Raw genomic sequence first — 12978 nt, forward strand, 5'->3', positions numbered from 1 at the left:
ACCGCCGCGACCGGGCAGGTCAGCGGGTTGGTTGTTGACTCGGGCCGTGCGAATGAGGTGCACTATCACGTCAGTGCCGTGTGCGCCCAGCCAAACGCCTGCCTTCCGGCGGATCGTGACCAAGACGTGAATGAGGTGTCCGTGAGCGGTCCCCCCGTCACCGGTTCCGAGGCGTCCCCCGCCTCGGTCGAACACCCCCCGCCGCCCCGGTGGAAGCAGGGCGTCGCCGCAGCGGCGGCGGTGGTCTCGACCCTCGGCGTCGCCGCGGGCGTCGCGGGCGTCGCCGGCATGTTCGAGCCGTCCCGGCCGCCGCAGCTCCCGCCGGGCCCGGACGACGCCGCGGGCAGCATCGACACGGTTCCGGGAGGCGCGGGACAAGGGGAGTCCGCGGGCTCCGGCGCCTCCGGGGGTACCGACCAGGCCGCCGACAGCAGGCGTTCGCCGGACCCGGACCGTGTCGCCGACCCCAGCCCGGAGTGGCTCGACACCGTCTCGGAGGCCACCGGCATACCGCGCCGGGCGTTGGAGGGCTACGCACGCGCCCAGTTGGCGGCCACCGAGGAACAGCCGGCGTGCCGCATCTCGTGGCCGACCCTGGCGGCCGTCGGCGAGATCGAGTCCGGCCACGGCACCGCCGCCGGCGGTGAGATCGGCGCCGACGGCCGCACCACCGAGGACGTCATCGGCATCCCGCTCGACGGGACCGACAACACCGCCGCCATCCCCGACTCCGACGGCGGTTCCCTCGACGGCGACTCCGAGTGGGACCGCGCCGTGGGGCCCATGCAGTTCATCCCCACCACCTGGCGGACGTGGGGAGCCGACGCCGACTCCGCCGCCGGGGCCGACCCGCACGACATCGACGACGCGGCGCTGTCCGCCGCGCGCTACCTGTGCTCCGAAGGGCGTGTGCTGACCAGCGACTCCGGCTGGTGGGACGCGATCCTCACCTACAACGAGTCCCGCAGCTACGGCGAGGACGTGCTGGCCGCCGCCGACCGCTACGCCACCGAGGCCGCCGAAGCTGTGTGACACCGCGGGCGGGCGATGAGGCCGCGGCGATCGTGCGGGGCGCATCGGCCGTGAGGTTTTGTGAGTCCTCCCACGCGTGCCGGGCGACGACGCGCCGCAAACACGGCGGGTGCACCGGCGAGTGCGGGCACGCGCTTCCCCGATGAGCGCGCCCGCGCGGGCTCTGCGCAGATCCGGGGCGCTCCGGAACCCGACCGTGCCGGAAGCCTCCGGCGCTCGCCCGTTCGAGGGGATGCGAGGCGCGCCACCGGATTGGTCCGGGCCTGTCGGGTTAGCCTGGCCATGGGACGTTTCGAGTGTGCGGCCCGGCAAGGCACAGTCCAAGGAAGGCGTGAGATGACTTCAGCGCGGATAGGGCCCGATCAGCGAACCGAGGCGCTTGAGGCCATGTCGGGAGGCGAACTCGACGTCCTGGTCGTCGGCGGGGGCATCGTCGGAGCCGGCGTCGCCCTGGACGCGGTCTCGCGGGGCCTCTCGGTCGGGCTGATCGAGGCCCGCGACTTCGCATCGGGGACCTCCAGCCGCTCCAGCAAACTCATCCACGGCGGCCTGCGCTACCTGGAGCAGCTCGACTTCGAGCTGGTGCGCGAGGCGCTGGTCGAGCGCGGGCTGCTGCTGCACCGCATTGCGCCGCACCTGGTCCAGCCCGTCCCGTTCCTCTACCCCCTCACCAAGCATTACGAGCGGCCCTACGTCGGGGCCGGGGTCACCCTCTACGACACGCTCTCGATGTCGATGGGCAGCGCCCGCGGTCTGCCGCACCACCGCCACCTGACGCGCGGCAGCGCGCTGCGGCTCTTCCCGGCGCTGCGCCGCGACTCCCTGGTGGGGGCCGTGCAGTACTGGGACGCCCAGGTCGACGACGCCCGCTACGTCCTCACCGTGCTGCGCACCGCCGCCACCTACGGGGCGCACGTGGCCTCGCGGGTGCAGGCGGTGGGTTTCCTGCGCGAGGGCGAGCACGTCACCGGCGCCCAAGCCCAGGACCTGGAGACCGGCGAGCGGTTCGACATCCGCGCCAAGCAGGTGGTCAACGCGGCGGGCGTGTGGACCGACGACATCCAGGAGATGGTCGGCGGGCGAGGCCAGATCCACGTGCGCGCGTCGAAGGGGATCCACCTGGTCGTGCCGCGCGACCGAATCCAGGCCTCCTCCGGGCTCATCCTGCGCACGGAGACGAGCGTGCTCTTCGTCATCCCGTGGGGGCGGCACTGGATCATCGGCACCACGGACACCGACTGGGACCTCGACAAGGCCCACCCGGCGGCCAGCAGGACCGACATCGACTACGTGCTCGACCACGTCAACTCGGTCCTGCGGGTGCCGCTGACCAGGGACGACGTCGAGGGTGTCTACGCGGGCCTGCGCCCGCTGCTTGCGGGGGAGTCCGACGAGAGCTCCAAGCTGTCGCGCGAGCACACTGTTGCGCACCCGGTGCCGGGGCTGGTGCTGATCGCCGGCGGCAAGTACACGACCTACCGGGTGATGGCCAAGGACGCGGTCGACGCCGTGGCGCACGGTCTCGACGGGCGCATTCCGCAGTCGGTGACCGACCGGCTGCCGCTGGCGGGCGCCGAGGGGTACGCGGCCATGTGGAACCAGCGCCGCAAGCTCGCCAACGAGTCGGGGCTGCACCGTTCGCGGATCACCCACCTGCTGCGCCGCTACGGCACCATGATCGACGAGATCCTGGGGATGATGGCCGAGCGCCCCGACCTCAAGGAGCCGCTGACCGGCGCGGACGACTACCTGCGTGCCGAGATCGCCTACGCGGCGGCGTACGAGGGCGCCCGCCACCTCAACGACGTCCTGGCGCGCCGGACCCGGATCTCGATAGAGACCTGGGATCGCGGCATCGCAGTGTCGGAGGAGGCCGCGCGTCTGATGGGCGAGCAGCTGGGCTGGAGCGAGGAGCACGTCGAGCGCGAGGTGGCCTACTACCGCAAGCGCATCGAGGTGGAGCGCGCCGCTCAGGAGCAGGACAACGACAACGAGGCGGACGCCGTCCAGCACGGCGCCCCGGAGATCGTCCCCGCGGCGTCGATGGGAGCGGGAGTGAGCTGAGGGCGGCCAGCGGAGTCGGTCCATCGACCTCGGAACTCGACTGGCGCCCCGCCGGAGACCGGCGGGGCGCCAGAGTCGTGCGGGGCGGACGTGTCGAGGGCGGACGGGCGGGCGCGGGCGAGGGCTAGAGGCGGTCGCTCTTCAGGTCGGCGAGGAAGGCGGACCACTCGGAGGCCGGGATCGAGAGGTGTCCGAGGCCGCGGTGCCGGGTGTCGCGGATGCTCACCTGTTCGGGGGACTCTGCGACCTCCACGCAGTCCTGATCGACACCACCGCTGTAGCTGGACTTACGCCAAAACTCCATGTCACCTGTCTCCCAGACCATCAACCGTCTTCAGGATCAACTGTGCCGACTCTTGCGGCGACAGAGCAGCCGCTTGAATAGCACCATAAACTAGGCGAAACCGCCGGACATCGTCGGGGGAGTCGATGACCTGGCCGGAACGGGCAGACTCGACGTAAACCACATCCGGAGCCGTGCTCGGCGAGATGATCTTGAAGGGGCCGCGTAGGCCAGGATGCTGTCCGCGCACAAGCTGCACGGATATTCGGCCACTCTCGACCAGATCGGATACATGGGCCATCTGGGATTTCATTAGCCCGGGGCCGCCCACTTCGCGAGTGATCACAGTCTCGTCGATCACGGCCCAATAGATCGGTTCTCGATAGGTGAAGAACCAGTCTGTGCGCTTCTTCCTCCGCTGAACACCTGCTTCAATCTGCTCTTGGTCAGCCCAAGGAGTCAAGGTCGTCATCACAGACCGCGCGTAGTCCTCTGTCTGGAGCAGCGACGGCAGGATGGCCGTTTGGCACTCGAGAATCGATACGGCCCTGCGTTCGAGTTCGGCCAGCTCGTCCAACCACACAGGCCGACCGTTGTGTGTCAGGTCCTCCCAGAGTCGCGTGAGCCTCCCTTCGGCGTTCAACGCCTTGTCGAGCTTGGGTATTACCGGGCCCTTGGGAGTCCGATAGCCGCGCTCAAGATTCGATATGTGGGACGAACTGATCCCCAGTTGGTTCGCCAGTGTCCCTTGGGTGATTCCCGAAATCTCGCGCAAGCGCGCCAGTTCGCGACCGAACCGGCGCGCCGCGTCGTGAAGTTCTTGGCTCATGTGCCACATGTGAGCACAGATCTATTCAGCCTGCCCCACGCTTCCCCAAGATTGCCCGGTATCCGGTTCGCTATAGCTTTCTCACCTGCCGGGCTCCATTGTGGGTGCACGTGAAAGACCCCGGCGACGGCGGGCACCGTCCCGGGGCTTGGCCACCAGCTGCATTGGAGCTGATGACATGTCCGACCTTATCCCGGGCGCCACGACGCCAGAGGTCCCTCCACCGACGCGTTGCGACCGCACACGCCCCTACGTCTACGAGGCTCCTGTACCTCCCGACTACGTCCGCTTCTGCGAGGTCCACACGCGCCACCGGGAGCTGTGGCGGCTCACCTATGCGCCCGGGCAGCAGGCCCCCTACGTGGCCCACCATCGGCGGTGCGACAGCGTGGCGCTCGCCGCGACCGACCTGGACGCGCTGGACTTCGCTCTCGCGCGGTTCGTGCCTCCGCCGCGCCCGCGGCCCTACGTCGGCGACCTGGGCGGGCCGGGTGGCCCGAGCGGCCCTGGGGCGCCCGCGCGGTCCGCCCGGCTCGCGCTGCCCGCCCGGGTGGTCGGCCCTGCCGATGCGCGGTGCCTCCACGAGATGGCGGACGACCTCGCGGCCGGCGCGCACGAGCACGCCTACTGGACCTCCGCCGTCCGGGACGCCTCCCTGGAGATCCTCGCGCGCGTCGCCCGCCTGCTCGGCGAGACCTGCGGGCTCCCCGCCCCCGCTGCCGCGCCCGCACCCGTGTCCGCCCCCGCGCACGACCCCGGCCGGACCGACCGGTCCGCTTGCCTGCGTCCCTCTGCGCACGACGGCTGCCACCTGGACGGCTCCGGACTCATCTGGGGCGACGCCGAGGAAGGGGACCGATGAGTGCGTCCGCCCCGCTCCCGCGCCCTCGGCGCCGGTCCGCGACGGTCCACCCGGCCGCGGCGCGGCTGAGCCGGATCTTCCCCGGCACGAGTGCCTGGTACGGCAGCCACACCGGCACTTGGTGGGCCGTCCTGCGCGGGCATCCGCACCTGATCGAGGCGCCGACCTCTGAGGCGCTCGAACGGCTCCTCGCGGCACTGGTCCTCGGCCGACCGCTGCCGTCCGACCGGCCCGCCGCGCGCACCGTTCCGACGGTCCGGGCGCCCGGCCGTTCCGTCCCGCCCCCTGCTCGCACCTTCCCGCCACGTGGCCGTGTCCGGCCGGAAGCGGTCACGGCCGGGGCACGCGCGGGTACCGGTGCATCGCCGCCGGTCACCGGAGCCGCGGCCCGGTTCCGGAGGGCGGTCGTCCTCAGGCCGGGTAGAACGCGTCGAACCCCGGCTCCGGATTGACCGGATCGATCCCCACGTGGCTGGGGCTGGGGCTGGGGCAACCGCCCTTCCGTCACCCTGCCAGCGCGGACGGCCATCGCCGTCGGCTCAGTGGAGAAGGGTGCGCCGGGGAACGGTCTCGCGGACGGGACGAGGCCGGTCCCCGGCGCGTTCGGGGATGGCGATGGTGCGCTCTGGCAGGGAGATCTCCTGTCGGCCGTTGTCTTGTCGGGTCGCTCTTCAGATCGGGCCGTGCACCGGACCGTGAGCCGGTCCGCCTGCCGGTCCGCGCGTCGGGCCGTACCCCGGTTCCTGCGCCGCCTCGCGCATCGGGCCGTAGGGGCCCGTCCCAGGGGGCGCTGGTGCCGGGTGTCCTTGCGGATTCCAGCCCTCCGGACGAGCTACCCGGAATCGCGCCGGTATAGCAGGCTTCGCCCGTTGTTCCGCGGTGTGCACGGACTGATGCGCCGTTCGAGCAGGTGACGGGAGCCGCCGCGGCTCTTGGAAAAGTTCCGTCGGCCGCCGTGCGGAACGCCCGTCCGAGTCCCGGTCCCAGTCCGGGTACCGGTCGCCGACCGCCGGACGTCGCCATGGCGAAACCACTCTCCGTCGGCGCCACTCCGCGCAACGCCGCTCTACCTGAGGTGGGAGGCGCCGTTGACGTCCAGCACCGCGCCCGAGGTCCATACCGACTCCGGAGACGCCAGGTAGGCCACCGCCGAGGCGATCTCGTCGGCCGTCGCGACCCGGCCGAACGGGCTCTGCCCGCGGATCGCGTCGCCACCGTCCGCGTTCAGCCGCGCCTCGACCCGCGGGGTCGAGGTGAAACCGGGGGCGACCGAGGCGACGCCGATGCCGTGGGGGCCGAGGGACACGGCCAGCGACTGCCCCAGCGAGTGCAGCGCCGCCTTGCTCGCTCCGTAGGCCGGCATGTCGGGCTCTCCCCGGTAGGCGCCGCGCGAACCGACGTTGACGATCCGCCCGGCGGCGCCGCGCTCGCCGTGCTCGATCATGTGCCGCGCCGCGCAGTAGCTCAGGTTCGCCGCTCCGAACAGGTTCACGCCGATGATGCGCTGCCACGCCGCCTGCCATTCGGCGAAGGAGGTCTCGGGCAGCGGGTGCGGGATGATCGCGGCGGCGTTGTTCACCAGGACGCCGAGCCCGCCGAGCCCTTCGACGGCCGCGTCGACGACGGCCTCGGCCGCGGCGGGGTCGGCGACGTCTCCGTGGACGAGCAGGTGCCCGGAGCCGTCGAGTGACGCCAGAGTGGCATCGGCACCGTCCCGGTTCTCCGCGTAGTGCACGGCCACCCGGTCGCCGTCGGCGGCGAAGCGCCGGGCGACCGCCCGCCCGATGCCGCCCGAAGCCCCGGTGACCAGGACGCCGCGGCTCTGCCGGGCGCTCACGCGGCGAGGCCCGCGTCGCCGGAGGCCGCGGGGTGCGTGGTCGTGGCCATGGCCGTCCCTCCTCGCGTTCTCCGCACAAGACCGCGGCCGCGGTGCTCCGCCGCGGACACCGCGCAGCGCGTGGCACCGCGGCACGTGCGCTCCGTCGATCTTGTAGCTATCGCAAACAGAAATCGCTTTCCTTCACGATAGCTACAAGATCGACGGGGTTCGGAGGCGCGTTCATCATCCCCAAGGGCGGCTACGACGCCACCCGCGGGCAAGCGATCGAGACCTTCCAGGACAAGCTGCTGCACGGTGACGTCCACGCCGGCCCGCGCCAGCAGCAGGCCGAGCATGATTCCCGCCGGGCCGCCGCCCGCGACGGCGACGGTGGTGTTCTCGGTTGGCGGCATCGCAACCTCCTGGACGAGGACGGCGCGGAGTCCTCGGCGTCCCCAGCGGCGGGTTCCCTGACCGGAGAGGCGCGGTTACCGGCGGGTAGCCAATTCCGGTGACGTGGATTACCCTCCCGCCATGGACACCGCTACGAGCACCTCCGGTAGCTCCGCGTCGCCGGCGGGGCTGGAGGGCGTCACCCCCCGGCTCACACGCCGTGTGGCCGCCGCGTCGGGCAAGACGACGCAGACCGCGGCGCCCTTCACCGGAGCGCCCCTCGCCGAACTCCCCGAGTCCTCCGCCGACGACGTCGCCGCTGCCTTCGAGCGCGCCCGCGCGGCGCAGCGGTCCTGGGCCGCGCGCTCCCCCCGAGAGCGCGCCGAGCCGTTCGTGCGGTTCCACGACCTGGTCCTCTCCCGCCAGCGCGAAATCCTCGACCTCATCCAGTGGGAGACCGGCAAGGCCCGTCGGCACGCCTTCGAAGAGGTCTACGACGCCGCCGCCGGCACCCTCCACTACGCCCGGCACGCGCCCCGCCTCCTGCGGCCCCGGCGCACCCCCGGCGCCCTTCCCGGTGCGACGCGGACCTACCACCGCCGCCTGCCCCGCGGCGCGGTCACCGTCATCAGTCCGTGGAACTACCCCCTCGCCCTGCCCGTCGCCGACGCCGTACCCGCACTGCTCGCCGGCAACGCCGTGGTCGCCAAGCCCGACACCCAGACCTCGCTGACCGCGCTGTGGGCGATCGAGACCGCAGTCGAGGCCGGCCTGCCCGAGGACCTGTGGATCCCGGTGCTCGGCAGGCCCGAGGAGATCGGCGACGCCCTCATCGACAACGCCGACTACGTCTCCTTCACCGGCTCCTCCGCGGTGGGCGCCGAGATCGCCCAGCGCGCCGCGCGCCGCCTCATCGGCTTCTCGGCGGAACTGGGCGGAAAGAACCCCGCCGTCGTGTGCGCCGACGCCGACATGGACTGGACCGTGGAAGGCCTCCAGCGGGCCAGCTTCAGCAACGCCGGCCAGCTGTGCATCTCCATGGAGCGCATCTACGTGCACGACTCGGTCTACGACGAGTTCGCCGAGCGGTTCTCCGATGCGGTGCGGGGCATGGAGCTCAACGCCGCCTTCGACTACTCCGCCGACATGGGTTCGCTGACCTACCGCAGGCAGTTCGAGCGCGTCAGCGCCCACGTCGACGACGCGCGCGCCAAGGGCGCCGAGGTCCTCGCCGGCGGCAGCCCCCGCGACGACGTCGGCCCGCTGTTCTACGGGCCCACGGTCATGGCCGGGGTGGCCCCGACCATGGACGCCTGCGCCTCCGAGACCTTCGGCCCGGTGGTCTCCCTCTACCGCTTCTTCGACGAGGACGAGGCCGTCGACGCCGCCAACTCCACCGACTACGGGCTCAACGCCAGCGTGTGGACCCGCGACACTGCGCGCGGGCGCCGCCTGGCCGAGCGCATCGAGTCGGGAACCGTCAACGTCAACGAGGGCTACGGCGCCGCCTGGGCCAGCTACGGCGCACCCATGGGCGGCATGAAGCGCTCCGGTGTGGGCCGCCGGCACGGCCCCGAAGGGCTGCTGCGCTACACGGAGTCCCAGACCGTCGCCAGCCAGCACTACGTCGGCTTCGGCGGCACCCCGGGCATGGACGCCCAGACCCTCTCCACGGTGATGACGGCCGGCGCCCGGCTGATGAAGCGGTTCCGCATCCGCTGATCCGCCCGCAGCACCCACGGGCCGCGTCTGCCCCGGTCTGCCCGGCCCGCTCAAGCCGGCCGGGGCAGACCGGGGCCGAACCGATCGCGCCCGACGTTCTCGGGCCTTTGACCTGGGACTTCCGCGCCCCCGAAGCCCTTCGGGAGGCCTCATCGGGGCGCAGTGAACTTCCACACTCCGATCCGCTGCCGCAAAAACCGGGAAACTCCTGCGCCGGGCGCCGACCGGGCGTAGCCTGCGCTTCACGTGGCCGCCGGACACATCTCCCCCGACCCTCGACACCGGCGACAACCGCGTATCCGCGGAAGCCAACGGAGGGACGATGCGAGGAGCGGACTCGACCATCGGGGACGGGCGCGGCAGCGCGAACCGCCGCCCGCCGCCGAAGCGGCGGCCCGTCCGCCGCCCCACCGCGCCGGCCCGGACCCGCCGCCGGGGCGCGCGGGGTGCGGTGATCTGTGCTCGCCGGTGAGCTGTTCGGCTCGATCACCCGCGCCGTGAGCGAGCCGATGCTGCTGGTCGGGCTCTCCGGCGAGATCCTCGGCCGGAACGCCGCCATGCGGAGGTTGTGCCCGGCGGCCGACACGGGCGCCGACCTCTACGGAGTCAGCTCCGACAGCCCCGAGCGGACCGGCGACACGCTGCGCAGATGGGCCGGGTCGGGCGAACCGACGGCCGGGGTGCTGTGCCTGGTCGACCCCGACGGGCGGCCGCGCCGCTGCCCCGGGTTCGGCAGCCGCGCGGCCTGGGCCGACGCGGGCGAGCCCGCGGTGCAGATCCGCCTGGTTCCGGCGTTCGACCGCGACACACCCGATGCCCCCGGCGCCTTCGGCGACCGCGAGGGCCGCATGCGCGCGCGGTTGGAGCGGGAGCACGAGATCGCCCTGGGCCTGCAGCGCAGCCTGCTGCCCTGCCGCGTCGAGGGCGCGCCCTTGGAAGTCGCGGCCGAGTACGTGCCCACCGCCAACGGCGCTGAGGTCGGCGGCGACTGGTACGACGTGTTCGCCATTCCCTCCTCCGACCGGATCGGTCTGGTGATCGGCGATGTCGCCGGACACGGGCTGCCGGAGGCCACCGTCATGTCCCAACTGCGCAGCGTGCTGCGCGCCGCCGCACTGGAGGAGGGAGTGCGCCCCGACCGCGTCACCGCGCGGCTCGACGCCTACGTCGACACCTACCTGCCGGAGAACATGGCGACCATGTGCTACGCGGTCTACGACCCGGGGGCCGACGAGCTGGCCTACGCCAACGCCGGACACGTGCCTCCCATGCTGCTGCGCGGCGACGGGGAGTGCGAGCGGCTGGAGTCGGTCGTCGACCCGCCGCTGGGATGCTCGCTGGGCGGCGCGCATCGCACCGCCCGCGTCGCGGTGCACCCCGGCGACATGCTGGTCTGCTACACCGACGGGGTGGTCGAGCGGCGCCGCGAGTCCCTGGACACCGGGCTCGGCCGGCTGTCCGCACTGCTCACCGGGTTCGACGCGCCCACACCCAAGGACGTGTGCACCACGGTGATGGCGTGGTCGGCGCCCACTGACCACGCCGACGACCGGGCGGTCCTGGTGGCCGGGTTCTGAGGCTCTGGGGAGGATCTAGACTGAGAAGCGGTCCGATCCCCGTGCCCTGCACGTTCCTACCTGCGGGAAGGCTTCTTCCGTGTCCCCTTCCGACGCCGGCGACTCCTCGTTCGACACCGTCCTCGTCGTCGACTACGGCGCGCAGTACGCCCAGCTCATCGCGAGGCGCGTGCGCGAGTGCCACGTCTACAGCGAGATCGTCCCCTCCACCATGCCGGTCGAGGAGATGCTGGCCAAGCGGCCCAAGGCGATCATCCTCTCCGGCGGCCCCTCGTCCGTCTACGCCGACGGCGCTCCCCAGGCGCCCGCGGGGATGTTCGAGACCGGCGTGCCCACGCTCGGCATCTGCTACGGCTACCAGGCCATGGTCCAGGCGCTCGGCGGCACCGTGGCCCGGACCGGGCGCAGCGAGTTCGGCCGCACCCGCATGGAGGCCGGCACCGACACCGTTCTCTTCGCCGGCCTGCCCGCCGCCCAGACCGTGTGGATGTCCCACGGCGACTCCGTCGCCGAGGCGCCCTCGGGTTTCCGCACCACCGGCAGCACCGAGAGCACGCCCGTGGCCGCCATGGAGGCCCCCGAGCGCGGGCTGTACGGCGTGCAGTTCCACCCCGAGGTGCTGCACAGCGAGCACGGGCAGGAGGTGCTGCGGCACTTCCTCTACAACGGCGCGGGGTGCCGGCCCACCTGGACGATGGTCAACATCGTCGACGAGCAGGTCGAGCGCATCCGCACCCAGATCGGCGACAAGCGCGCGATCTGCGGGCTCAGCGGTGGAGTGGACTCCGCGGTGGCCGGCGCGCTGGTCCAGCGGGCCATCGGCGACCGTCTGACCTGTGTCTTCGTCGACCACGGGCTGCTGCGGAAGGGCGAGGTCGAGCAGGTCGAGAAGGACTTCGTCGAGGCCACCGGCGCGGTGCTGAAGGTCGTCGACGCCCAGGAGCGGTTCCTCGACGCGCTGGCGGGGATCAGCGACCCCGAGGAGAAGCGCAAGATCATCGGCCGGGAGTTCATCCGGGTCTTCGAGCAGGCGGCCCGCGAGGTCGTCGCCGAAGGCGGCAGGGCGGGCGACGACGTCGAGTTCCTGGTACAGGGCACCCTCTACCCGGACGTCGTGGAGTCGGGCGGCGGGAACGGTGCCGCCAACATCAAGTCGCACCACAACGTCGGCGGGCTCCCCGAAGACCTGCGGTTCTCGCTCACAGAGCCGCTGCGTGAGCTGTTCAAGGACGAGGTCCGCCGCGTCGGCGAGGAGCTGGGCCTGCCCGCGGAGATGGTGTGGCGCCAGCCGTTCCCCGGCCCCGGCCTGGGCATCCGCATCATCGGCGAGGTCACCCGCGACCGCCTGGAGGTCTTGCGGGAGGCCGACGCCATCGCCCGCGAGGAGCTCTCGCGCGCGGGTCTGGACCGCGACATCTGGCAGTGCCCGGTGGTGCTGCTGGCGGACGTGCGCTCGGTGGGGGTGCAGGGCGACGGCCGGACCTACGGCCACCCCGTGGTGCTGCGCCCGGTCAGCAGCGAGGACGCGATGACGGCCGACTGGTCGCGCCTGCCTTACGACGTGCTGGCGGCCATCTCCAACCGGATCACCAACGAGGTCCGCGAGATCAACCGTGTCGTCCTCGACGTCACCAGCAAGCCGCCAGGCACCATCGAGTGGGAGTGACGGTCGGGAGGTGACTCCCGCCCCGCCCCGGGGACGCGCCGCCCCACCCGGACCGCCGGGCCGGTGGGCCGAGCGGTCCCCGGGGCGGCCGCCGGAGCCGATCCGCTCGCTATCGGCCGCCGGCGGTCCCGCTGAACGGACGCGGGAACCGGCGTCCGCTCCGTGACCGCACCCGGACACCGGCGAGTTCAAGCAGGCAGGCGGGTTGGTGTTCCGTTCGGCACTCCCTTAGGTTTGTGCGACGACATCAGCCGCGAACAGTGGGAAGCCGCCGTGGACCTCTTGCAGCCGATCCTGTGGAGCGCGCCGTCCGTCGCGATTCCGCTACTGGGATTCATCGCCGTAGCGCTGGCCCCCCGAGGGCGCCGCATGCTGCCGGCGTTCGGACTCGTACTGATCCTGGTCGACGGGATCGGTGACATGGTCCTCGGTGTGATGACGTATCAGGGGGTCATCCTTCCGATGGAAGTATGGCCCGCGCTGGTGCGGCACGTACTCAACCTGATGCTCGCCGCAGGCTTTTTGCTGGTGCTGATGGGGCTGGTCCGGCGCGTCCGGACGGCTCCCGCGCCGCCGCCCGATCCCGCTTGGTCGGCGCCGCCGCCCGCGGCGCAGCGCGGCCCGGTCCCGCCGGGCTACGGCGGCGCCCACCCGGGGCCCGGTCGCCCTTCGTACGGTGGTCCCTCCGGGCCTCAGGCTCCGGCCGGTCCCTCCGGGCCTCAGGCTCCGGC

Annotated in this window: 10 protein-coding genes; 6 read left to right on the forward strand and 4 right to left on the reverse strand. The window is 72.2% G+C overall.

Annotated elements, in window-relative coordinates; translation table 11 throughout:
- Positions 1-141 precede the first annotated feature (141 nt).
- Entirely contained in the window at positions 142-1032 is an 891-nt protein-coding gene (locus RM446_RS19905) for a lytic murein transglycosylase (RefSeq protein ID WP_311546883.1), read from the forward strand.
- A gap of 336 nt (positions 1033-1368) precedes the next feature.
- On the forward strand, positions 1369-3096 hold the full coding sequence (locus RM446_RS19910) for a glycerol-3-phosphate dehydrogenase/oxidase (protein WP_311546884.1): 1728 nt from the start codon (positions 1369-1371) through the stop codon (positions 3094-3096).
- Between the two features lie 124 nt (positions 3097-3220).
- On the opposite strand, the gene RM446_RS19915 is transcribed toward RM446_RS19910, so the two are convergent.
- The gene (locus tag RM446_RS19915) at positions 3221-3400 is read right to left on the reverse strand and encodes a DUF397 domain-containing protein (protein ID WP_311546885.1); all 180 of its coding nucleotides are present in this window, start codon (positions 3398-3400) and stop codon (positions 3221-3223) included.
- A 1-nt stretch (position 3401) separates the two neighbouring features.
- Positions 3402-4208 (reverse strand): helix-turn-helix domain-containing protein, encoded by an 807-nt coding sequence (locus RM446_RS19920; RefSeq protein WP_311546886.1) that lies wholly within the window; start codon positions 4206-4208, stop codon positions 3402-3404.
- 178 nt (positions 4209-4386) lie between these two features.
- Here RM446_RS19920 and RM446_RS19925 point away from each other — a divergent pair, with 178 nt between their 5' ends.
- Complete coding sequence (locus RM446_RS19925) at positions 4387-5070, forward strand: hypothetical protein (RefSeq protein ID WP_311546887.1); 684 nt, start codon at positions 4387-4389, stop codon at positions 5068-5070.
- A 1066-nt stretch (positions 5071-6136) separates the two neighbouring features.
- Here RM446_RS19925 and RM446_RS19930 read toward each other — a convergent pair.
- Both RM446_RS19930 and RM446_RS19935 read right to left on the reverse strand, forming a co-directional pair.
- Positions 6137-6907 (reverse strand): SDR family NAD(P)-dependent oxidoreductase, encoded by a 771-nt coding sequence (locus RM446_RS19930; RefSeq protein ID WP_311546888.1) that lies wholly within the window; start codon positions 6905-6907, stop codon positions 6137-6139.
- Positions 6904-7302 (reverse strand): FAD-dependent monooxygenase, encoded by a 399-nt coding sequence (locus RM446_RS19935; RefSeq protein ID WP_311546889.1) that lies wholly within the window; start codon positions 7300-7302, stop codon positions 6904-6906. The genes RM446_RS19930 and RM446_RS19935 overlap by 4 nt, the downstream gene beginning before the upstream one ends.
- 121 nt (positions 7303-7423) lie before the next feature.
- Between RM446_RS19935 and RM446_RS19940 the strand changes: the two genes are divergently transcribed.
- The 3 genes from RM446_RS19940 to guaA all read left to right on the forward strand — a co-directional run bounded on the left by RM446_RS19940 (position 7424) and on the right by guaA (position 12247).
- A complete protein-coding gene (locus RM446_RS19940) occupies positions 7424-9004 on the forward strand; it encodes a succinic semialdehyde dehydrogenase (RefSeq protein ID WP_311546890.1) in 1581 nt (526 codons plus the stop codon).
- 458 nt (positions 9005-9462) lie between these two features.
- Positions 9463-10581 carry a PP2C family protein-serine/threonine phosphatase gene (locus tag RM446_RS19945; protein WP_311546891.1) on the forward strand — a complete coding sequence of 373 codons (1119 nt, stop codon included), beginning with the start codon at positions 9463-9465 and terminating at the stop codon, positions 10579-10581.
- Between the two features lie 79 nt (positions 10582-10660).
- Positions 10661-12247 (forward strand): glutamine-hydrolyzing GMP synthase, encoded by a 1587-nt coding sequence (gene guaA / locus RM446_RS19950; RefSeq protein ID WP_311546892.1) that lies wholly within the window; start codon positions 10661-10663, stop codon positions 12245-12247.
- Positions 12248-12978: the final 731 nt, after the last annotated feature.

It is taken from the genome of Streptomonospora wellingtoniae, assembly GCF_031845375.1.
GTDB lineage: Bacteria > Actinomycetota > Actinomycetes > Streptosporangiales > Streptosporangiaceae > Streptomonospora > Streptomonospora wellingtoniae.